Source organism: Undibacterium sp. GW821-FHT11B02 (genome assembly GCF_058808955.1).
On record NZ_JBXASD010000001.1, the window covers coordinates 561,675 to 584,652 of the forward strand.

At 50.6% G+C, this 22,978-nt stretch carries 20 protein-coding genes; 15 read left to right on the top strand and 5 right to left on the bottom strand.

Features of this window, described 5'->3' with window-relative positions; genetic code table 11:
* Positions 1-958: 958 nt before the first annotated feature.
* The gene (locus AC1RVX_RS02415; RefSeq protein ID WP_493214970.1) at positions 959-2,455 is read right to left on the bottom strand and encodes a CoA-acylating methylmalonate-semialdehyde dehydrogenase; all 1,497 of its coding nucleotides are present in this window, start codon (positions 2,453-2,455) and stop codon (positions 959-961) included.
* Between the two features lie 113 nt (positions 2,456-2,568).
* On the opposite strand from AC1RVX_RS02415, the gene AC1RVX_RS02420 reads away from it, so the two are divergent.
* The 4 genes from AC1RVX_RS02420 (at position 2,569) to AC1RVX_RS02435 (ending at position 5,099) form a co-directional block, all read left to right on the top strand.
* Entirely contained in the window at positions 2,569-3,453 is an 885-nt protein-coding gene (locus tag AC1RVX_RS02420) for a LysR family transcriptional regulator (protein ID WP_493214971.1), read from the top strand.
* Positions 3,454-3,575: 122 nt separating this feature from the next.
* A complete protein-coding gene (locus AC1RVX_RS02425; RefSeq protein WP_493214972.1) occupies positions 3,576-4,304 on the top strand; it encodes a substrate-binding periplasmic protein in 729 nt (242 codons plus the stop codon).
* Entirely contained in the window at positions 4,304-4,585 is a 282-nt protein-coding gene (locus tag AC1RVX_RS02430) for a hypothetical protein (protein ID WP_493214973.1), read from the top strand. Before AC1RVX_RS02425 ends, AC1RVX_RS02430 begins: the two co-directional genes overlap by 1 nt.
* Before the next feature lie 34 nt (positions 4,586-4,619).
* Positions 4,620-5,099, top strand: coding sequence for an FKBP-type peptidyl-prolyl cis-trans isomerase (locus AC1RVX_RS02435; protein WP_493214974.1), 480 nt, complete (start codon positions 4,620-4,622; stop codon positions 5,097-5,099).
* Between the two features lie 54 nt (positions 5,100-5,153).
* Here the strand turns inward: AC1RVX_RS02435 and AC1RVX_RS02440 are convergent, their stop codons facing one another.
* A complete protein-coding gene (locus AC1RVX_RS02440) occupies positions 5,154-5,420 on the bottom strand; it encodes a hypothetical protein (protein WP_493214975.1) in 267 nt (88 codons plus the stop codon).
* Positions 5,421-5,631: 211 nt separating this feature from the next.
* Here AC1RVX_RS02440 and glpK point away from each other — a divergent pair, with 211 nt between their 5' ends.
* The 7 genes from glpK (at position 5,632) to AC1RVX_RS02475 (ending at position 12,705) form a co-directional block, all read left to right on the top strand.
* Positions 5,632-7,101, top strand: a complete 1,470-nt coding sequence (gene glpK / locus AC1RVX_RS02445; protein ID WP_493214976.1) for a glycerol kinase GlpK — start codon at positions 5,632-5,634, stop codon at positions 7,099-7,101.
* 75 nt (positions 7,102-7,176) lie between these two features.
* Positions 7,177-7,710 (top strand): SRPBCC family protein, encoded by a 534-nt coding sequence (locus AC1RVX_RS02450; protein WP_493214977.1) that lies wholly within the window; start codon positions 7,177-7,179, stop codon positions 7,708-7,710.
* A gap of 189 nt (positions 7,711-7,899) precedes the next feature.
* The gene (locus AC1RVX_RS02455; RefSeq protein WP_493214978.1) at positions 7,900-8,292 is read left to right on the top strand and encodes a hypothetical protein; all 393 of its coding nucleotides are present in this window, start codon (positions 7,900-7,902) and stop codon (positions 8,290-8,292) included.
* A 179-nt stretch (positions 8,293-8,471) separates the two neighbouring features.
* Entirely contained in the window at positions 8,472-9,686 is a 1,215-nt protein-coding gene (locus AC1RVX_RS02460) for a BtaA family protein (RefSeq protein ID WP_493214979.1), read from the top strand.
* Positions 9,687-9,695: 9 nt separating this feature from the next.
* Positions 9,696-10,820: a hypothetical protein gene (locus AC1RVX_RS02465; protein WP_493214980.1), complete on the top strand. Its 1,125-nt coding sequence runs from the start codon at positions 9,696-9,698 to the stop codon at positions 10,818-10,820.
* A 990-nt stretch (positions 10,821-11,810) separates the two neighbouring features.
* The gene (locus AC1RVX_RS02470; RefSeq protein WP_493214981.1) at positions 11,811-12,314 is read left to right on the top strand and encodes a DUF2059 domain-containing protein; all 504 of its coding nucleotides are present in this window, start codon (positions 11,811-11,813) and stop codon (positions 12,312-12,314) included.
* Positions 12,315-12,402: 88 nt separating this feature from the next.
* Positions 12,403-12,705 carry a hypothetical protein gene (locus AC1RVX_RS02475; protein WP_493214982.1) on the top strand — a complete coding sequence of 101 codons (303 nt, stop codon included), beginning with the start codon at positions 12,403-12,405 and terminating at the stop codon, positions 12,703-12,705.
* 353 nt (positions 12,706-13,058) lie between these two features.
* Here AC1RVX_RS02475 and putA read toward each other — a convergent pair whose 3' ends face one another.
* Entirely contained in the window at positions 13,059-16,703 is a 3,645-nt protein-coding gene (gene putA / locus AC1RVX_RS02480) for a trifunctional transcriptional regulator/proline dehydrogenase/L-glutamate gamma-semialdehyde dehydrogenase (RefSeq protein ID WP_493214983.1), read from the bottom strand.
* Between the two features lie 166 nt (positions 16,704-16,869).
* Between putA and AC1RVX_RS02485 the strand changes: the two genes are divergently transcribed.
* Positions 16,870-17,328: an Lrp/AsnC ligand binding domain-containing protein gene (locus AC1RVX_RS02485; protein WP_110254407.1), complete on the top strand. Its 459-nt coding sequence runs from the start codon at positions 16,870-16,872 to the stop codon at positions 17,326-17,328.
* Between the two features lie 149 nt (positions 17,329-17,477).
* Here AC1RVX_RS02485 and AC1RVX_RS02490 read toward each other — a convergent pair whose 3' ends face one another.
* Entirely contained in the window at positions 17,478-18,119 is a 642-nt protein-coding gene (locus tag AC1RVX_RS02490; RefSeq protein ID WP_493214984.1) for a LysE family translocator, read from the bottom strand.
* Positions 18,120-18,328: 209 nt separating this feature from the next.
* Between AC1RVX_RS02490 and AC1RVX_RS02495 the strand changes: the two genes are divergently transcribed.
* The 3 genes from AC1RVX_RS02495 (at position 18,329) to AC1RVX_RS02505 (ending at position 21,622) form a co-directional block, all read left to right on the top strand.
* A complete protein-coding gene (locus AC1RVX_RS02495) occupies positions 18,329-19,273 on the top strand; it encodes a hypothetical protein (RefSeq protein ID WP_493214985.1) in 945 nt (314 codons plus the stop codon).
* A 100-nt stretch (positions 19,274-19,373) separates the two neighbouring features.
* Complete coding sequence (locus tag AC1RVX_RS02500; RefSeq protein WP_493214986.1) at positions 19,374-19,625, top strand: hypothetical protein; 252 nt, start codon at positions 19,374-19,376, stop codon at positions 19,623-19,625.
* A gap of 167 nt (positions 19,626-19,792) precedes the next feature.
* Positions 19,793-21,622, top strand: coding sequence for an AMP-dependent synthetase/ligase (locus tag AC1RVX_RS02505; RefSeq protein ID WP_493214987.1), 1,830 nt, complete (start codon positions 19,793-19,795; stop codon positions 21,620-21,622).
* Between the two features lie 92 nt (positions 21,623-21,714).
* On the opposite strand, the gene AC1RVX_RS02510 is transcribed toward AC1RVX_RS02505, so the two are convergent.
* On the bottom strand, positions 21,715-22,968 hold the full coding sequence (locus AC1RVX_RS02510) for a DUF4214 domain-containing protein (protein WP_493214988.1): 1,254 nt from the start codon (positions 22,966-22,968) through the stop codon (positions 21,715-21,717).
* Positions 22,969-22,978 lie beyond the last annotated feature (10 nt).

Consider the following 22,978-nt stretch of genomic DNA (forward strand, 5'->3'; position numbering starts at 1 on the left):
AATCAAGCTTTCTTGTTCAATTGCATTGTCTTGTTTAGTACTGATACTAACTTGAAATCATTAAAGAATTGCTCTTTAAACGCTAACTCATTTAATTACCATGCTCACGGTGTTGCGATTGCAGGTCGGGGGTAGCCCGACAGCTACTCACTTTTCTTGTCTTGCCAAGAAAAGTAAGCCAAAGAAGGCGCCCGTGGCGTCGCTGCCCCTTCGGGGTCCCCGTTTATGCGGTACAAAAAATGGGAAGATCCGAAACTCGCTGCCCTTGCAGGGCGCACAATCGCTTGCAAGCGATTGCCGTTATGCTGGCGAGATGCATGCATCTCGAAATCCCAGCTACACCTCAAACATCGGCTCTTCTATTCCATTTTCTGTACCGAACAAACGGCATCGCCACAGCGGAACTGCAAAGGTCAAAGACAACTGCAACATCAAAAACAACGACAACCCCAAAACCAAGGTTGATTTACGGTATTCAGTGTAGATTAAACTTCGGCTGCATTGACGTTGCTTTTGACCTTCAACCGCTTGGGACGATGTAATTTGTGCATCACAGAAAATGGAAAAAGAAGAGACGATGTTTGAGCGAAGCGAGTTTCGGATCTTCCCATTTTTTGTGATGCACAAATTATGCTGAAGCGCAGCGTAAGCACCCGTAGGGCGAGTCTGCGGTCGCCTTTCTTTGAATCCTTTCTTTGGCGAAGCAAAGAAAGGAATTCGGCCGCCGGGCCGAGACCCGGCTTGTGTCTACGAAGGGCAATCGCTTTGATAACAACTCAAGCATGCAACAAACGCCACTGAGCTTCAGCACAAAATAACGAATACGTAGTTGAAAAGCACAGTGTTGGGCTGATGAAGCGTAGCCCAACCTACAGCGACAACAATACGATTGCCGTGTATCGACAGAACCCCATCCTCATTCCACCTACTCCTTGAAGGAGAAGGAACCTGCACGCCGCTACTTCGCCACCGGCATCGTAAACTCTGCACCCTTCCCTATGCTATCCGGCCACCTCTGCATAATCGATTTGTAGCGCGTATAAAACCGTATCCCCTCTTCACCATAGGCATGCACATCACCAAACAAAGATCGCTTCCAGCCGCCAAAAGAATGCCAGGCCATAGGAACAGGAATCGGTACATTAATACCCACCATGCCGACCTGGATGCGGCGTGAAAATTCGCGGGCGGTGTTGCCGTCTGAAGTGAACAATGACACACCATTGCCAAATTCATGCCGGTTGATCAGTTCAACAGCAGACGCAAAATCCGGTACGCGGACTATGCATAACACTGGACCAAAAATTTCTTCGCGATGGATTTTCATGCCCTCTTTGACATGGTCAAACAGACAGCCACCGAGGAAGAAACCGCCTTCATGACCAGGCACTGTCAGGCCACGGCCATCAACCAGCAATTGCGCGCCTTCGGCTATGCCTTCAGTAATATAAGACTCAATTTTTTCCTTGTGTTGTGCAGTCACCACCGGGCCCATTTCGGCATCAGCTTCCATGCCGTTTTTAATGGTCAGAGCCTGCACCCGTGGTACCAGCGCTTCGACCAGTTTGTCCGCCACATTGCCAACGGCAACGGCGACAGAAATCGCCATGCAGCGTTCACCGGCTGAACCGTAGGCAGCACCCATCAGGGCATCGACGGCTTGTTCCAGATTGGCGTCTGGCATGACGACCAGGTGATTTTTTGCACCACCCAGAGCCTGCACGCGCTTGCCCAGGCGTGTACCTTCGCTATAGATGTATTCAGCAATCGGTGTTGATCCGACAAAAGAAATGGCGGATACATCAGGGTGTTGCAACAAGCCATCAACGGCAACTTTATCACCTTGCAATACATTAAACACGCCATCGGGCAAACCAGCTTTTTTGAGCAACTCAGCAATCAGCAAAGAGCAGGACGGATCACGCTCGGAAGGTTTCAAAATGAAGGTATTACCAGTCGCTATCGCCAGCGGTGCCATCCACATCGGCACCATGAAAGGGAAGTTGAAAGGCGTGATACCAGCAGTCACCCCCAGTGGCTGGCGCAGGTTGTAATTATCTATGCCACCACCGATATTGTCTGAAAACTGCGACTTCAGCAGTTGCGGCATGCCACAGGCAAATTCAACGATTTCTATGCCACGTGTGACTTCACCCATGGCATCCGACAAGACCTTGCCATGTTCACGGGTAATCAGGGTGGCCATTTCCTTGTGATGCTGGTCCAGCAATTCCTTGAACTTGAACATCACACGCGCACGCCGCAGTGGTGCAGTTTCTGCCCAGGCGGGTGCGGCGGCCTTGGCGGCAGCGACGACAGCATGCACTTCATCCAGGTTGGCCAGGGCAACACGGGCAGTAACTTCGCCCGTGGCGGGATTGAACACATCCTGCTGGCGACCACTGCCAGAAGCATACGCTTGCCCATTCATATAATGCGATAGTGTGGATGTCATAAGTAAACCTTAGGGAAGAATTGAGGATAATCCAATAATGTCCACGAGAATAATTCACTCCTCATGGTAAATCCAATGAGTTATTATCAATGGCAATATAAGGATTACTAATAATGGACTTGACGCAACTCCGTGCTTTTGTCGCCGTCGCCAGGGAAGGCAACCTGACGCGGGCGGCAGAGCAATTGCATGTGACCCAACCAGCAGTCAGCCTGCAGATCAAGGCCTTGCAGGAATACCTGCAACTACAGTTATTCACACGCAGTGCCAGCGGCATGCGCCTGAGCAATGATGGTGCCAAATTGTTGCCTTATGCAGAAAAAGTACTGGCCAGCATGACTGAGTTTCGCCAGGCCGCTAACGCCTTGCACAGCACCATTTCTGGTGAGCTGGCGATAGGCACCATACTCGATCCCGAATTCACGCGGCTGGGGGTATTTTTGAAGCGCCTGGTTGAGACTTATCCACAGTTATCCACAAAGTTGCAACAAGGCATGTCGGGTACAGTATTGCAACAAATCCGTGCCGGTACGCTGGATGTGGGGTTTTATCTGGGGCAGCCCCCGGACGATGGCAAAACGCCCTGCCACAGTCTGGCACTGACCACCTTTACTTACCGTGTGGTTGCCCCCAGCGGCTGGAAGAACAGGGTTTCAGGCCAGGGTTGGGCCAGTCTTGCCAAGCTTCCATGGCTGTGGACACCACCGGAATCGGCACATCATCGCCTGCTGAGCAAGATCTTTAACGAACACGGTGTCAACGCCAATGTGGTAGCTCTCGTCGATCAAGAGCCATCCATGCTGGATCTGGTCAAATCCGGTGTCGGGCTCAGCCTGATACGTGATTCCATCGCCATACGCGAAGCCCATGCTCACGGTCTGGTTATCGCCGATGCCGTCAGCGTACCAACCGAGCTCAGTTTTATCTGCCAGGAAAAACGCCAACACGAAGCCATGATTGCGGCCAGCTTTGTACTACTAAAAGCAATATGGGAATAATTGCATATTTTGAAGAAACTACAGCCAGGTGTCGCAAACCACGCCAACAAACGAAAATAGCTGCCAAAGCAGAAATTCAGCGGTATATTTCCAACACTAAAAAAATATAATGAGACCTTGTCGTGAAATTATTAGCACCCTGCTTAGTATTTTGTCTGTCACTCACCCCGGCTATGAGTCAGGCGGAAACCATCAAACTGCTGATACAGGAATACGCCCCCTACACCCATACTGACCTCAAAACTGGTGAAATTCAGGGGATATTGACTGAAAAAATACAAGAAATCCTGAAACGTGCCGGTGATAACTACAGCATCAGCAGTACTTCCCTGGCCCGTGGACTGAATGCCACCTTAAATGATGACAATACCTGCCTGTTTGGCTTTCGTCGTACCCCGGATAGAGAAAACTCGTATAAATGGGTAGGCCCGCTGGTCACCGACAACTGGGTTTTGTATGGTCGCAAAACCGATACCAGAGTATTAAAAAATTTTGAGGATGCCAAACCCTATTCCATTGGCTCTTATAAAAATGCGGCAACCGGCATACAACTTAACGAGCAGGGTTACAAGATCGAGTTTTCGAATCAGGATGAAGACAATCCACGCCTGCTGGTCAATAATCGCTTGAACTACTGGGTAGTCTCTGAATCACACGGCATGGTCCTTGCACAGCAGCAAGGCTTTGGAAATGATATTGTGCGTGTCGTCAAATACAAAAGTATAGAACTCAATATGCTGTGCAATAGCCGCATGGACAAACAGCGAATAGACCTCTATAACAAACTCAATAAAGAACTGGATAATGACGGTACCATGGAAAAAATCATGCACAAGTACGGGATGAAATAATGGCACGCTCCACCAAGGCCAGCTATGCCGTCAACCGCCTGCGTGAACGCAGCAACAATGCCCCTTATTCCATGGTCAGTATGGCTGATGGCAGGTTTTACCTGACGCTGGCAAATGTCGACGACGAAGATGGCGCTCCTCAAGTGCTGGGCGAACCTATGGAAATGGATGAGTTTGTGGCCTATGTGAATAACCTGCACAAGCAGGCGCCCAGAAAAGCCAGCAAGCTCGACATTGCTTTTGAAAAGAAATTGCAGGCGTCCAAAGACAAGATTGGCTAAGAAGTTGTTCTCCACCAACTATAAGGATAAAAGAATGAAGTCTCGTTTGATCATCAGCCTGTTGGCAAGCAGCCTTTTGCAGGCATTGCCCGTGTATGCAAACCCGGCAGCAGAAGCTCCAGCCCAGAGTCCGGCAACCACGCCCGCCGAACCCGCAGTGGTTACCGGACCCAGTGTACAAAAAATCGACCAGATAATCGGTAATGGCAAAGAAGTTACGGTCGGCAATACTGTGTCAGTCCATTACACCGGCTGGCTGCATGACCCCTTTGCCAAACAGGAACGCGGCAGGATGTTCGACAGCTCGAAAGGCCGTGCACCGCTGAGTTTCACTCTGGGTGCAGGTCGATTGATCAAAGGCTGGGAACAAGGCGTGGTCGGCATGAAAGTCGGCGGCAAACGCACGCTTATCATTCCGCCAGAACTGGGCTACGGAGCCAACGGCGCAGGCAATGGCGTGATACCGCCGAACGCCCAGCTTATTTTTGATATTGAATTACTGAGCGCAAAATAAGCAAGACAGGGCAGAACTCGTTTCCTCCGTGGTGACGAAATGGGTTCCGGGTTTTTATTTATCCTGGGCTTCAAACCACACCGTTTCATTCGAATACACCACATAGAAAAAACTGCAGATGACCAGCACGGTGGCCAGGGTTCCAGCAATGAACAAGAAACTCAGCCCAGTTGGGAAAATGTACTGGTACCAAGCCAGCAAGGTGGCAATTACCATGAAAAAGAAAGCCAGCATAATCAGGCGACGGCTCTTGCGCAAGGTGCCAAAAGCAATCAGGATCAGGATAAGTAAAGACAATGAAAAATTGATGAGTCCGGGCACAAGCTGGCCTTTCCTGCATTACGCAAATGCGACAGATGTCAAAATTTAATTAATATTTAAACTATAACAAATATAAATATATTTGCCTGTATAGCCAAGCAAAGAATTTGTAAGTAGTTGTCAGTACCTGTTTTTTGTCGCCAATTTACCAATATCCAAAACAACAGATACAACTCATTGCCACAGTCACCGAGACAAATCAGGATCTTCCATGACTTATCTGCTCGCTCTAGACCAGGGTACTTCCAGTTCACGCAGTATCATTTTCAATGAACGCGGTCAATTGATCGCATCGGCCCAGCAAGAATTCCGTCAGATTTTTCCACAACCAGGCTGGGTGGAACATGACGCCAACGAAATCTGGCAAACCCAGTTTGCCACCTGCAGACAGGTATTGCAAAATGCCGGACTGCAAGCCAGGGACATTGCTGCCCTGGGCATTACCAACCAGCGCGAAACCACCATACTGTGGGACAGAAAAACCGGCCAACCCTTATCCAATGCCATCGTCTGGCAAGACCGCCGCACCGAATCCTATTGTGAACAACTGCGGCAACTGGGCAAGGCTGAACAGATACAGGCCAAGACTGGCCTGATACTTGACCCCTATTTTTCTGCCACCAAACTGAAATGGTTGCTGGACCAGATTCCCGATGCCAGACGCCGTGCCGATGCTGGTGAACTGGCCTTTGGTACCGTCGATAGCTGGCTGGCCTGGCAACTCAGCGCCGGCAAACTGCATGTCACCGATGTCAGCAATGCTTCACGCACCATGCTGTTCAACATCCATCACGGTGAATGGGATCAGGACTTGTTAGCGTGGTTTGATATTCCAGCAGCAGTGCTGCCGCAAGTCTTGCCATCCAGCCATCGCTTTGGTGAGACCAGTCTGCTGGGCGACAGCATTCCCATCGCCGGTATTGCAGGTGACCAGCAAGCAGCGCTATTCGGCCAGGCCTGTTTTACCCCCGGCATGGCAAAAAATACCTACGGCACCGGCTGTTTCATGCTGATGCACACCGGTGACAATTGTCCTGTGTCGCAAAACGGCCTGATCAGTACTGCCGCCTGTCAGACAGACTCGCGACCCCAGTATGCCCTTGAGGGCAGCGTATTTATCGGCGGTGCCGTCGTGCAATGGCTGAGAGATGGTTTGAAAGCCATACAACATTCCACCGATGTCGAAGAGCTGGCCGCCAGCGTACCGGATTCTGGCGGCGTAGTGTTTGTGCCTTCTTTTACAGGCCTGGGTGCACCTTACTGGGTGCCGTCTGCCAAGGGGGCAATACTAGGCCTTAGCCGTGGCAGTACCGTCGGCCATATTGCCCGTGCCGCACTGGAATCGATTGCCTTCCAAAGCACCGCCCTGTTGCAGGCCATGACCAGGGACGCCGTTTCGCCCATCAGCGAATTAAGGGTGGATGGCGGCGCAGCAGCCAATAATCTCTTGCTGCAATTCCAGGCAAATTTGCTGGGCATACCGGTCATACGCCCCAAAGTGACAGAAACCACAGCTCTCGGTGCAGCCTATCTGGCCGGGTTGGGGACAGGAATTTATCAAAGCACCGATGAATGTGCCGCATTATGGCAAATGGACCGACAGTTTTTCCCCACCATGAGCAGAGACCAGGCAGCCAGCCTGATGCAGAAATGGGAAATCGCGGTAGGCAGAGTACGTTGAAGTGGTGTTGAATTGGTATATTGGTATAGATAGTGGTCGTGGCCATTTTTACCTTCCCTTTTACAGGAGCAGAAAATGAAAATCATCAAATGGATAGCCGGTATTATCGTCACCCTGATCGTCGTCCTGCTGGGTATCGCTTATTCGCTACCGAATGAATACAGCGTCAGCCGCAGTGTCGTTATCCAGGCCACACCCGCCAAGATTTTCCCCCTGATCGCCGCACCCAAGGCGTGGAAAAACTGGTCAGTTTGGAATCAGCGTGACCCCTCCATGGAAATGCAATATTCCGGACCAGAATCTGGCCCCGGTGCCGCATGGGACTGGAAAAGCAAGAGCCAGGGCAATGGTGGCATGAAGTTCAGTCAGGTGCAGACTGACCAGAAACTCGAATACGAACTGCACTTCGAAGGCATGGGCAAACCCTCGGTCGGTGCATTCGTGTTACAAGTACAGGATGGCAGTACCAAAGTCACCTGGGACATGCATGGCAGCAGTGAAGGAAACCTGATGATGAAGCTATTCGCCCCATTTATGGATAAAATGGTGGGTCCCGACTTTGAAGCCGGTCTGGTTAATTTAAAAAAACTGGCTGAGAAAACTACCTGACAAGCTTAGAACCTGTTTACGATCTGTAGCGAGCGAGCGTCAGCGGGGCGAAGAGCAGCGCAAAAAGCGGAATGTACTCTAAGTACATGAGCATTTTGAGCAGCACATGAGCCCCGATCACGTTCGCGCAGTAAGATCGGAAACAGGTTCTCAGGCTGTTAAAGAATCACCCCTAATCCGATTGTATTAATGAAACTCAAGTTTGCCCTGATCCTGGCCTTGCCACTGCTGACCGCATTGCCAGGGCTATCCGTTTTTGCTGCTGAAGCTGGCAAAGTTGCCCCTACAGTTCAGCCTGGCCAGCCAAGTCAGGGTACACAAGCCGTATTTGTGGTCGCCCCGGAAGATTTGCCCAAGCAAAATAGTGGTGTACAAATCGATGCCCCCAAGCAACAAGCTATCGCGAAAAGCAATAAACCCAATGTCCCCATCCAGGTATGGTCAGGGCCGGTACCTCTGGCAGGCGGCCTGTGGATATTGGTCGCCTCCATGCCAGTGCTGGCTTCACTGTATTTTGCTTACCAGTTGTTATTGTTTATCAAGGCACGCCGTCGCAGGTTATCCACAGAACGGGGCAGTTAAAAAAAGTTAAGTCAAAAGCACGTCAAAACAACTGTCCTGAAACTACAACACGGCTGGGGCGGTTTTGCGTAAATCCTCATATGGATTTTGTTTTTCACTGAAAATTCATCTGGCTGTCACCAGCCTGTCACCTGCACATCCTACAGTCTCCCTTATCTAAACCATAAGTGGAGACCAGCATGTCCACCAAAGCCCTGATAGACAGCGCCGTTTTCAATTCCACCACGTCTGGCCGCAAAGGCTTGGCTGACAAACTGTTCGCCCACTGGTTCAGCCGCCTGGTGTATGCCCAGATCTGGGAAGATCCACAATCTGACCTTGATGCACTGCAACTCAAGCCAGGCGCAAATATCCTGACTATCTCTTCTGGTGGTTGCAATGCCCTGGCCTATCTGTCTGCCGAACCGGCTGCCGTACATGCCGTGGATTTGAATGCTGCCCACCTCGCCATGCTCAACATGAAGCAAATGGCCATCAAGCATTTGCCCGATTACCAGGCGGTACTGGCCTATCTTGGCAGCGCCAACCAGGCCGACAACCTGAAACGCTATAAGCGACATATCCGCGATCACCTGTCCGACGATGCCAGCAATTTCTGGGAAAGCCGTTCCCTGTCCGGCAAGGCGCGTTACCATTATTTTGCCAGTGAAGCCTATCAACATGGCTTGCTGGGCAACTTCATCAGCTTTGCCCATTTCTTTGTACGCCTGATGGGTGGCGACATGAGCCAGCTCATGCAAGCCCGCAACATGCAGGAACAGACACAACTGTTTGAACAATACGTGGCACCGGTATTTGAAACTCGTTTATTTCGCCTGATAGCCAACCAGCCACTGGCGCTATACAGCCTGGGTATTCCACCATCCCAGTTTGAAGCCCTGAAAAAAGATGCTAAAGAAGGTCTGCACGTCCTGTTCAAGGAAAGAATGCGCCATCTGGCCTGCGATTTCCCACTGGATAACAACTGCTTCGCCCAACAAGCCTTCGCCCGTCGCTATGACACCAAGCAGCAAACTGCTTTGCCCCTTTATTTGCAGCAACAGCATTTCACCAGCCTGCGCCAGAACATAGACAGGCTGCATGCGCATCACACCACCCTGACCGATTTTCTGCTAGGCCAGCCACGCGCCTCGATGGATGCCTATCTGTTTCTCGATGCACAAGACTGGATGGACCAGCAACAACTGACCGGACTGTGGCAAGAAGTCACCCGCACAGCAGCGCCAGGTGCCAAAGTCGTGTTCCGTACTGGCGGCAGCGAATCTCCGCTGGAAGCCCAATTGCCAGCAGACATCCTGGCCGCCTGGCATACAGACCCAGAACAAAACCGCAAGCTGTACAAGACAGACCGTTCAGCCATCTACGGCGGCATGCACCTGTACACCAAATACTGATTTTCAGAATTGAACACATCCCTACCACCGCATGTGGTGGCTGATGCTCTGTGGTTGCTGACGGCCCGTTCCCGTGGCGGTCAGCACTGGGTCAGCAACAGCAATTGTGCCATTGACGTGATTGAAATTGCTGGTCAAAGTCAGCCAGTCAGCCTGCTCGACCACAGCAACTGGCAAGACAGTTATGTCGCCAGCCCACGTTCTACCTGGTTACGCTATGCGCGTCAGGAAATGTTGCGCCAGCTAAGTCCAGGTCTGGCCGCTTTGGGCCAGCTGCTTTCCTGCGCCATATTCAGCCCCATGTCTGCGCTGCTGAATGCCAGTAAACTGGACCAGGCTGCCATTTGCGGGAATCACCTGATATCCACCAACCTGTACCCTGACTGGTCAGCAACTGCCGTGCAACAAGCGACAGACAAGTTGCTACAAAAATATCCTGAGCGGCCGCTGATGATGCGTAATATCTGTCCGGCATTGCACCCGGCACTTGCGCAACAACTTATCCACAGCGGCTGGCAAATGCTGCCTTCACGTATGATTTACCTGTGTGATCCGCAAGACAAATCCGTCTGGAAACATAATCACGTCAAACAGGATGCCCGTCTGCTGGCCAACACCGAGGTGGAAATCCTGCCGCATGAAGCCATACAGATCCAGGATTTACCTGCCTTGCGCCAGTTGTTCCGGCAATTATTTATCGACAAGCATTCTTACCTGAACCCGGATTTTAGCCCCGCATTTTTTGAACTCTGCCTGGAAACGCGTTTTCTCGAACTGCTTGCCCTGCGCTGGCAAGGCAGGCTAGTCGGCGTCATAGGTTTATATACCCATCCCGAAAGTGGCTGTATCACCACACCCCTTATCGGTTATGACACCAGTTTGCCGCAAGAACTCGGTTTATATCGTCGCCTGATGGCCTTGTTATTACATAAAGCCAAAGAAAAACAACTGAAACTGCACTATAGCTCCGGTGCCAGCCAATTCAAAAGAGCACGCGGGGGCCTTCCCCATCTTGAATATACGGCTGTCTATAGCCAGCACTTATCCACAGTTAGTCATCAATCCACCCGCCTGTTTACCAGCATTCTGCAAAACTGCGCCCCAGCAATCCTGAAACGAGTGGACCATTTGTAGCAACCCAGCAATATCAAAAAGATAGCAAATAGCCTTGATAAACCATAAAAAGACTGTGGATAAGTCTATGCATATCCCCAGGACGAACTGTGCAAAACTACCCCGACTTATCCAACGCCGATTTTTATCCCAAAACTGTTCTTTTTTCATACAAGACTTATAAGAACATCTATACATGCACTAAGCTTTTGATTCTGTGGACAAATACAGACTTATCCACAAAAAATCGCGACGTTAACTACTACTACTATGTATATATAAACTAAGTTATCTAATTGAACGGCTTTGAACCCTGAGAAGAGATTTCTTGTTTTTTTAAAACCCCAATATCCCTTTTCAGTAAAAAAATAAGCTATTCCCTAAACCAAAGCGCCTCGTCAAAAAAGCTAAGCGTCGTTTAAATTACATCCTGCTTAAAAAAAAGACGCTAAGCATTTTTTGCAAACAATCTTTCTCAAAAGTCATTTTTTCTTGCGCCAAACATCAAAAATCACTTGCCAGCACAAAGGCGTTTGTAAAAACGACAGGTTTTAAAGGAATGCCTCTGATTTTTCCTGAGTAAACACATCTCTGATTGCAAATTGACCTGGTCTAAACCAAAAATTTTCCCCAGCAATCCCGTATTCCAGCTCTTTTTGCAAGAAATTCAGCAGAAAAACCACAAAATACAAAAAAAACTTTGTGGATAACTCAGTCGATATCCACTGTATGCATTGTGTGTAAGCCAGAAATTATTCACTCTCGAGTTTACTGTTCAGATTTTGTCCTGTGGATATACAGACTTTTATCACCGCCTTATCATTTGCTTAAACTTTTGATTCTGTGGATGTTTACCGACTTATCCACAGACAAGTGCCGACGTTAACAATCACTACCATGTATATATAAAGTTATTCAATCTAAGGGTATCCACAGGCAAAAAAAGTCAAAAAAACAAAGATCTAAAACTGCCGTAGAATTCGTAACTCGTTCAATCACAAGGAAATTTCCATGAAACTCTGGTCTAAATTACTACTCGTAAGCTTGCTGGTTTGTGGATCTGCTCATGCAGAAAAAGCCAGTGAGGCATCGGTAAAAGAATTGCTGGTAGTGACGAATACTCAGCAAATGCTGACTGCAATCGAAGGACAGGTCGATGGCATGATGAAAACCATGATGCAAAAGGTCGCTAAAGACAAACCACTCAACGAAGAAAATCAAAAAGCCCTGGATAAATTCAGGGAAAAAGTCGTTGCCATTCGCAAGCAGGAAATGAGCTGGGAAAAACTCGAGCCAATTTTCATCGAAATTTATAGCAATTCGCTGACGCAAGAAGATGTGGATGGCATTGTTGCTTTTTACAAATCCCCAGCTGGCAAGTCCTATATCAGCAAAATGCCCGCGATGATGCAGCAATCCATGGTCTCCATGCAGAAATTTATGGGTCCCATGATGGAAAAAATAGTGCAGGCAGGTAAAGAAATGGATGAAGAGCTGGCCAAAACAAAAAAATAAGCCTTAACCTGGTTCAGTGCGGGCCTGAATCAAGCATAAGTAGTGTCAGGCCTGTGGAAAAAGCAAAAGATATCAACAGGTAGCAGCCATGAAAATAAATCCTGCCTTGATCTGTCTGCTCGCTTTGGTGGCCGCAACACGAGCTACAAGCGCAATTGCCGCCACCAAGCCTGCTTTTACCGGCAACAATTACAGCGGTATTTATGATTGCGAGGGCAATGACAGCCACGAAGGTGATTACACCGGCACCGTCACCCTGGATCTGGTTGTAGCGCAAAGCTTCAACAAATACGGTGCCTACAGCTTCAAACTTGAGGTACCAGAACATGGTACCTACCTAGGCCAGAGGCAGCAGCAGACAAGCAGCGAATGGCCATGCATTTCGCCCTGATCGATCCAAGCGCCAAAGACTTTGGTAAGCGTGAATTAAAAGAAGACTTCAATGGATCTATTGGTCACACTAGTCCGGTACATGCACGGAGTGAATTTTTGGTATTAATCAGATAAAAAATAGTTGGTCCAACGATTATATTGGAGGAATAATTATTTTTATTACAATCTAAATAACTTACCTAACAAATTAAAATTCAGACAACAAACAAGTTGTATTTTTACAAATATCTCTATTTGAAAATTTCGATTAGAAGTACGAGAAGATCTTCGGGAAACAATTATTCCCCCAAAGAAAAGCCCCGTGAATTTTCACGGGGCTTTGCTTACTCAGCTTTCAAGATCCGAATAAACTCACCCCTCCAAAGTCATCAAACTCGCATTCCCACCCGCTGCCGTGGTATTCACGCACAGCGCCCGTTCAGCGACCAGACGCCATAAAGGTATTTCCACATGGTCCTGGGTTTCAAGGACAGAGACGATAGCTTCATCCTGGGCGGCAAACAGCAGTTTGTAGTGGGCCAGCAAAGCACCTTCCACCAGGGCTAGCTGGGCACCGCACTGGTCAGCTTCGGCAGCGACGATGAGCTTGCTGACATCCACTGGCAGGCCGCCGGGCAGCATGGCCAGGGTTTGTGCAGGCAAGACCGGGGTATTGCCTGTGGCCAGTGTGGCGGCCAGTTGGTTGATCAGGCAATTGATGCTGTTGGCAGCGCAGAAAATACGGCCACGTGGGGCGAAAGATAAAGTATTACGTTCACCTGTAGGACCGGGCAAGACCTGGGTCAGTTTGTAAGGACTGGTGTGGGCATAATGTTCACCCAGCTCGGCTATCCGTTGGTGGCCATGGGTTTTGGCCCATACCAGCAAGGCTTCCAGTGCCGGTGGTGACTGGCGTTCATACACGGTATGGCCGCCCAGGCCAACCACAGGTGTGCGTTGCAGCCGTTTCAGGTACAGCGGGCCGCCAGCTTTGGGGCCGGTGCCGGATTTGCCTTCACCACCAAAGGGCTGAACACCCACCACGGCACCGACGATATTCCGGTTCACATAGATATTGCCGACATGGGCGCGATCAGTGATGAAGTTGATGGTTTCATCGATGCGCGAATGTATACCCAGGGTCAGGCCAAAACCGGTGCCGTTGATCTGGTCTATCAATTGCGGCAAGTCATCACGCCGATACCGCAAGACATGCAGTACCGGGCCAAATACTTCTTTTTTCAGGTCAGCCAGATTGGCGATTTCCAATACTGTTGGTGCCACGAACGTGCCATTACGGCAGCTGCTGGCCAGATCCAAAGTATAGAAAGATTTGGCCTTGCCGCGCATGGCATTGATGTGGCTGAGCAGATTGTTTTGCGCTTCGGCATCAATGACCGGGCCGATATCAATCGCCAGTTGATCTGGCTGGCCTATGCGTAATTCCTGCATGGCACCATGCAGCATTTCTATGGTCTTGTCGGCGATATCTTCCTGCAGGCACAGTATGCGCAGCGCCGAGCAACGCTGGCCGGCACTGTCAAAGGCAGATGACAGTACATCGTTGACCACCTGTTCGGGCAAGGCACTACTGTCAACGATCATGGCATTCTGGCCACCAGTTTCGGCGATCAGGGGGATGTCTATGCCTTCTGCCACTGCACGTTTTGCCAGGGTGCGGTTGATGATCTGTGCCACTTCGGTAGAGCCGGTGAAAATCACGCCCTTGACGCGGCGGTCAGCCACCAGTTGAGCACCAACCACTTCACCCGTGCCGGGCAAGAATTGCACAGCGCCACGTGGTACACCAGCTTCATGCATCAGTTGTATGGCGCGATAAGCGATCAGCGGTGTCTGTTCTGCCGGTTTGGCCAGCACCACATTACCTGCTGCCAGTGCTGCACTGACTTCACCTATGAAGATGGCCAGCGGGAAATTCCAGGGGCTGATACAGACCACCGGCCCCAGTGCCTGGGTATTGGGCAGGCTTTCTACCTGGGCCGCGTAATAACGCAAGAAATCCACCGCTTCACGTACTTCTGCCAGGGCATTCGGCAAGGATTTGCCAGCTTCGCGTATGGCCAGGGCCATAAAATCCAGGGTTTGCGTTTCCAGCAGATTCGCTGCTCTTTTCAGGGCGGCAGCACGTTCTACCGGCGCTGTGGTTTGCCAGTCCATCGCATATTGTTCTGCTGCATGGAGGGCAGTTTCTACATCCTGGGCATCAGCTTCGATCACATGGCCGACGATATCGAGCAGGTTCGCCGGGTTATTCACAGGCCGGGTCTGGCTGGCAGATACCTGGCCATGCAGGATGGGGCCGGCAGTCAATGTCTGTTGGCCACTTTCAGCAAAGTGAGCAGCAATACGTTGCAGTTCCAGTTCATTGGAAAAATCCAGACCAATGGAATTTTTCCTTTCCTTGCCAAACAGATCCTTGGGCAAGGCAATGCCGGGGTGTGGCAAACCGCTCAGTTCACGCGATACGGCGATGGGATCAGCCAGCATGGATTCTATGGAAACATTTTCATCCACGATCTGATTGACGAAAGATGAATTCGCACCGTTTTCCAGCAGGCGACGCACCAAATAAGCCAGCAAAGTCTGATGTGACCCAACTGGTGCATAAATGCGGCAAGGTTTGTCCAGCTTGTCTTTGCCTACCACCTGATCATACAAAGTCTCACCCATGCCATGCAGACACTGGAATTCATAGTCCGTGATCCCGGCTTTTTGTGCCCAGGTATAGATGGTAGATAAGCTCAGTGCATTGTGGGTAGCAAACTGTGGATAAATCACATCGGTAGCTGCGAGCAGTTTTTGTGCACAGGTCAGATAAGACAAATCGGTGTACACCTTGCGGGTATACACAGGGAAATCGCTCATCCCATCGACTTGTGAACGCTTGATTTCAGCATCCCAATACGCGCCCTTGACCAGCCTGACCATGAACTTGCTGCCACTGCGGCGAGCCAGGTCCACCAGGTAATCGATCACAAACGGGCAACGTTTTTGATAAGCCTGCACGACGAAACCTATGCCTTCAAAGCCTTTGAGATCGGCATCAAAAGCCAGTGCTTCCATCAGGTCCAGTGACAATTCCAGCCTGTCGGTTTCTTCGGCATCAATATTCAGGCCGATGTTGTATTGCTTGGCTAGCAACAGCAATTTTTTCAAGAGCGGCAACAATTCAGTCATCGTGCGTTCACGCTGGGCGCGTGAATAACGCGGGTGCAGGGCTGATAATTTGACTGAAATACCAGGGCCATTTTTTATGCCACGTCCATTAGAAGCCTTGCCTATGGCGTGAATGGCAGTCTCATAAGCCTGGTAATAAAAGCCCGCATCCTTGGCTGTCAACGCGGCTTCACCCAGCATGTCATAAGAATAGCGATAGCCGCGTTTCTCATTGTCCTGGCTGTTTTTCAGGGCTTCTTCTATAGTCTGGCCAGTGACAAACTGGTTGCCCAGCATGCGCATGGCCAAGTCCACACCCTTGCGTATCAAGGGTTCGCCACCCTTGGCGATCAGGCGTGTCAGGGCCGATCCCAGGCCTTGCTCGCTATTTGTGCCGACCAGTTTGCCAGTCACCAGCAAGCCCCAGGTGGCGGCATTGACGAACAGCGATGGTGATTCACCGAGGTGCTTGCGCCAGTCACCCTTGCTGATCTTGTCGGCAATCAGGCGGTCAGCTGTCTGGTGATCAGGGATGCGCAACAGGGCCTCGGCCAGGCACATCAATGCCACACCCTCTTCGGAAGACAAAGAAAATTCATGCATCAAGGCATCGACGCCGGAAGCACGGGTACGTTGTTGGCGCACATTGCTGACCAGGCGGTGTGCCAGTTCTGCAACACTCTTTTGCTGATCTACATGGGGATTGACCTGTCCCAGCAACCATTGCACTGCTTCTGTCTCAGATCGGCGGTATGCTTGTGTAACGGCAGTTCTCAAAGGCGTAGCAGAGCTAAGGAGTTCAGCCTGCAAGGCAGAAAAAGGAAGGTTGTTAGTTGGCACGATAGTTGCAATCCTGAAGAAATTATCAAAACAAAATTAGATTTCATTGTATAGATGCTCTTCGAGGATTAATTCTGGAAATCAGAACATATATCGAAATTTTCTATTTTGTGAGAAAATTATGCCGAATATTATTAACCACCACATTGACGATTTCTGACTTCTTATGCTCGACAAAATCAGTAAAAGAATTCTGGCCGAATTGCAAAACGACGGCCGTATCAGTAATGTAGAATTGGCAACAAGGGTCAACCTGTCCCCTGCTGCCTGCCTGGAGCGCGTGCGTAAGTTGCAAGAGTCCGGCTACATACTAGGATATACAGCCCAGCTTAATCCCCATCTACTGGATGTGGCCTTGCTGGTGTTCATTGAGGTTGTGCTTGACCGCACCACGCCTGATGTCTTTGATGCCTTCCGGCGTGGCGTACAAGCCATTCCTGAAGTGCTTGAATGCCATATGGTCGCCGGTGGTTTTGATTACCTCGTCAAGGCGCGCGTCAAGGACATGAATGCCTACCGTGATTTCCTTGGCAAATCGCTGCTGCAATTGAATGGCGTGCGTGAAACGCATACCTATGCAGTGATGGAAGAAGTCAAAAATACCAGCTGTTTGCCGATCAAATAAAAGCGAGTAATCGCTTATAGATGGCACAGGGACCTGGCACTGGCTTCAAGCCAGTGCCTTGCTTTTTGTCGGCTGTGGATAATTTGCCGGGCCTTGCAAGATTACTGGAACTACAAGGCAACTGGAGCGGTTTCGCGCAAGTCCTCTTCTTAATGCCTGTTGGCCAGCGCCAGCTTGATTCCAAAAGAAATAAACATTGCGCCGATAAAGCGATTCAGCCATAGCGTGACCGCCTGGTTGATGCGTACCCGCTGTCTGGCAAATGCAGTCGACACCGCCAGAAAATTGCACCACAGCATACCGTTGAAATTGAAGATGCAACCAAGGACGATCAGGGCCAGCGGTTTATTGCTGGCGTCAGCCGCAATGAACTGCGGCACAAAGGCCAGAAAAAATATTGCGACCTTGGGGTTCAATACATTCGTCAAAAATCCCTGAGCAAAAATTTTCCCATGGCTAAGCGCAGGCAAGGCAGGGCTTGGTTCTTTGCTGGTGTTACCCTTCGCCTTGCTCAGTAATAACGACACACCCACATATAACAAATAAGCCGCACCCGCCAGCTTGACGATGGTAAACGCCGTGGCAGATGTCGCCAGCAAGGCCGACAAACCCAGTGCCGCCGCCATGATATGCACCAGCGTGCCAGTACCTACCCCCAGCGCTGCCGCCGACCCGGCACGCCATCCCTGTGTCGCGCTACGCGTCATGATCAATAAGGAATCAGGACCGGGGGCGATATTCAGTAATATTCCGGCGATAATGAATTGGGCGAGATCTTGTGTGCCAAACATGGCGAGACTCCTGAGTTGAGAAATCGGGCGAACAAGGGTTTGATTATAATGGGCATTCGGGATACACGCCGACTCGTAGAGTGTGCTTCGCGCACCGGTTTCTGAAATAGGACTTACGCAAAACAGCCCAGCTGCGTTGCAGCTCCTTGTCGTACTAAAGTACTGCCTTCGTCGCTGTCGCCCTGCTGGGACAATTTTGCGTAAGTCCTATGAAAAAGGAAATTTTCCTGCAATTTGCCAATGCTGTATTCTGCAATCACTCTTCACACACCATCATTAAAAAACCGGCACCTATGCTCATCGACACCCTCTCCACTGCTGCCGGCACGAACAAAAACGAAGACCTGGTGACCAGCTTCAACCACCAGGATGGCACGCTGGACCTGCTGGTGTTTGACGGTGCCAGCTCGGTGTCGGATAAGTATTATTTGGATACCGGTCTCGGCGACCCAGCCTGGTTTGTCCGACAATTTGCCGCAACATTGAAACAAGTTGCCACACCGGCACTCAGCCAGGCCGGCAGCATGCAGTTCGCTTTGCAAGCCTTGCGTGAACAGCACGGTGCCCTCTTGCAAGCTGCTGCCATGCCCAGCTACGCCTGGCCCATAGCGGCGCTGACCTGGTTGCGGCTTGATGCCAATGGTGAAGAGGCCAGCATTTATGCTCTGGGGGATTGCAAAACTTTTTTGCTGGATGCCAGTGCCAAGGTCAGCGATCTTGATCCCTACGACAATCCGCAGGAAGGCATACTCAAATCCGCGATTGCAGCATTGCAGCAAGAAGGTCTGAATGAACAGGCACGCTGGACCAGGCTCTTGCCCATGTTGAGAGAGCGCCGTGTGTCGCAAAACATGAACCCAAAGCCGTCCATACTCTGCCTTTATCCACAGGGCCCTTTCGCTGCACGTGAACACAGCATCAAGCTTGCTCAATCAGACCGTGTGCTGATCATGACAGATGGTTTTTATCGGCTTGTTGATAACTACCACCTGTATGACACAACGGGCTTGATGCAAGCCTGTGCAACACGCGGGCTGCAAGCCATGATGCAGGAATTGCGTGAATATGAAGCGGGAAAATCAGGGGGAACGTCAGTGAAGAAGGCGGATGATGCGACAGTCGCGATGCTGGGATTTATAGCGATAGATGATTAATCTATTCAGCAGGCCTGTGCACATTTAAAACAAACGGTGCACATGGTGCACCCTACGGGCCAGTGGTAGTATGAAAGACACTGCTTATAAAAATACCGTAATGACCAGCAAACACCAAGCCATCACCTACGACTGGGTTTGCCATGCCTGTATGGCAGAAAACAGCAAACAGCTACGGCAATGTCGTGCGTGTGGATGTTCTGCTTTTGCTGATGTACATGAAATGGAAAGTCATGCCAATGCTGCGCGCAAGCCAGTATTCGGCCTGGCACGTGAACAGGCTATACGGGTTTTATTCTGGTCTGCGTTGACAGGCATTGCTGCATTCCTGAAATTCATAGCCAGAGCCTGATGCTGGCAGTTTGTCTTCACGCAATAGAGCCAGCTCTAATTTGTTGCATAATGATACTTTCAGCCTGTATTTTCTGGTAAGTATGAAAATCCCGCGACTTCTCTTCCTGCAAGACAAGGGTGTGAAGTTTGGCGACTGGCTATTGATCCTTTTTTTCCCGGCATTTCATGTCTACATCTGCGCATACAGCAACATCTCCTGACTTATCCACAGTCCAGACCCTGGCAGAATTATTTGCCTGGCGGGTAGCACAAACGCCTGATGCAGAAGCATATCGTCAATTTGATGAGGTGGCTGGGCTGTGGATATCTTATTCATGGCAACAGACGCAAGAGCGGGTCACAGGCTTTGTCAAAGCCCTTTCACCGCTGGCGCTGGAACATGGTTCACGTATCGCCATCCTGCTGCCAAACGGCTTGCACGCCGTGTGCATGGACCAGGCTACCCAGGCTTGCGGTTTTGTACCAGTACCTATGCATGCGCTGGATAATCCTGCCAGTATTGCCTACATCCTGTGCGACAGCGATGCCTCGTTTTTAATTGCAGCGACCGATCAGCAATGGAAAGAAATTGCTGATGTCGGCCTCAATTTGCCAGCCTTACGCCAGGTCGTTGTCCTGCAAAAAACACTGGATGCGGCAGCATTGCCAGCCAGTTGTCCGGTAGTGCAAATTGAAGACTGGCTGTCCAGCGCCGCCCATTTGCAGGCGCATGTAAAAGGGCCACAGGCAGACGATTTGGCAGCATTGGTGTATACCTCGGGCACTACTGGTAAGCCCAAGGGTGTCATGCTCACGCATACCAATGTGATGTCGAATGTGAAGGCCGTAGTGTCGCGCGTGTCGCCGGTGATCACGGATGTATTCCTGTCCTTCCTGCCGCTGTCACATACATTTGAGCGAACCGCCGGTTATTACCTGCCGATTGCTGCCGGTGCCTGCGTGGCGTTTTCGCGCTCGGTGAAGCAATTGCCACAAGATTTGCTGGAAGTGCGGCCAACCATTCTGATTTCCGTACCGCGTATTTATGAACGTGTGTACAGCGTGATACAGACCAAACTGTCTGCATCGGCATTCCAGGCGAGCTTGTTCAATCTCGCCATTGCTACAGGCTGGCGTCGGTTCAGCCGCAGCCAGGGTTTGCTGAAAGGGGATGGCCTGACAGCATTCATGGATAGCTTGCGCTGGCTGGTGTTGGAACCGCTGATTGCGGCTAAATTGAAAAACCAGTTTGGTGGCCGCCTGCGGGTGGCCGTCAGTGGTGGTGCTGCCTTGTCGCAGGCTATTTCCCAATGTTTCCTTGGCCTGGGTATTCCTATCGTCCAGGGTTATGGCATGACGGAAACGGCACCCGTGGTTTCCTTCAATGCACCCGATGATAATGACCCGGCCACCGTAGGCAGGGCAGTGGATGGGGTTGAGGTTCGTATCGGTGAAAATTCAGAATTACAGGTGCGCGGTCCGAATGTCATGCGCGGTTACTGGAAGCGTGATGAAGATACCGCCAAGACTTTTATCGATGGCTGGTTGCGTACTGGTGATCAGGCTTCAATTGTGGGGGGGCGTGTGCGTATTTTAGGGAGGGTGAAGGAAATTATTGTCACTTCGACCGGTGAAAAAATTGCCCCTGTCGACCTGGAACTGGCCATCTCCAATGACACCGCATTTGAACAGGTGTATGCCTTTGGTGAAAACTCACCCTTCATCGCCTGTGCGGTAGTGTTGAGCCGGGCTTACTGGCTGGAACTGGCAGGTTCGCTGGGTCTCAATCCAGATGACAAGGCCAGTTTGAAATCAGCGGAGGCGGTGGCCGCCGTGGTGAAACGCATACATGGGCTGACCAGCAATTTCCCTTACTATGCGCAGCCACGCGCCGCGATTTTGACGCTGGAAGCATGGACTGTGGAAAACACTTTGATTACACCAACTCTGAAGCTAAAGCGTAATAATCTGCTGGCATATTTTGCTGAGGATATGAAGGCAGTGTACAAACGTTGAAAACAAGCGTTAAAAACAAGCGTTGAAAATACGTGTTGATAAATTCCGACTTGTGCACATGCTGACATATCATCAGCATGTGCTTGCTGAATTTAACCAAACGGTATGAAGTCTATGCCATTCTGGATTTTGGCAATCACCTGCGCCTGGTTTTCTGTGCTTTCACTGAAGCCGGCCAGCGCGGTTGCCTGGGTATCTTTGCCACTTGACAGTTGCCCCAGCCAGTAATCCATGCCGGCCTGGTCTGGTGCCCGGTGCAAGACGTTTTGATAGTAGGCGGTAATCACTTGCTGATCGGTCGGGCTGGCACCATACAGAGTGTGAAATTCAGCTGAAGCGACGAAGCTCCTGGCGACATCACCCAGGGTCTGGCCTTTGTCCATCTGTCCTATCCAGTAACCTAGGCCAGCCAAATCCGGCGTACGGTTAAACGCCGCCTGGTAAATACGATAGGCAATGCCTGCAGTACCGTTGACATCCAGTGCCACCGACATGTCGGAAAACTGCAGACGTTCAACTTGAATGACCGTGTCCGTACCTTCTGCGCCAGTCTTATCCTGCACAGTAAAATTAGAGCCTGAGGCGGTAACCGTAAAGTCAGCGCGTTTACCGGCATATACCGCGGTATCCAGGCCCGCACCGCCATTGATGGTGTCATTCCCGGCCAGGCCTGTAAATACATCATTGCCGCCGGTGCCAACCAGATTGTCATTGCCTGTCGTACCGGTGATGCCACCTGTTTTGGCAACCGTGGTGAAGGAATAACTGCTGGTACCGGCGAAACTGTTCCCGGCGATGTCCTTGATGGCTCCTGACGGTATTGACAGTTTATATGTGGTGCCGTTGCTCAGGTCATTAGTCGGGTTGATGGTGACCGTACTGCCGGATATGGTGACATTGCTGCTTTTGCTGATGTCATAGCTGGCAACGGTGGTGCCATCGGCGCTCTGCAAATTGATGATGCCGGTACCGGCGGCCACAGCTTCGCTGAATGTCAGTACGATGTCACTGCCGGTGGCTACGCTGGTGGCCAGTGTTGCCGGGCTGAAGCTGACGACCGTTGGCGGTGTCGTGTCGCCAAAATAACTCAGCAGATCCAATGTATCCCTGCCATTGTTGAATACCAGTTTTTCCATATTCAACAGAGTGGCATGCAAGGCACCACTGGCGCTGGAAACACTATCAACATGGATGGAACCATCTGCGTCTTTGGTAATGAGGTAGTCTGAACGCAGTGAGGTACCCAGGTTCAGCGTATCTGTGCCGCCTTTCCCGTCCAGTGTGAAGGTCGAAGGGTTGACGACGGTCCAGGTATCATTGCCGTCGGTGCCGGATATAGTTGCCATGATGTGTTCT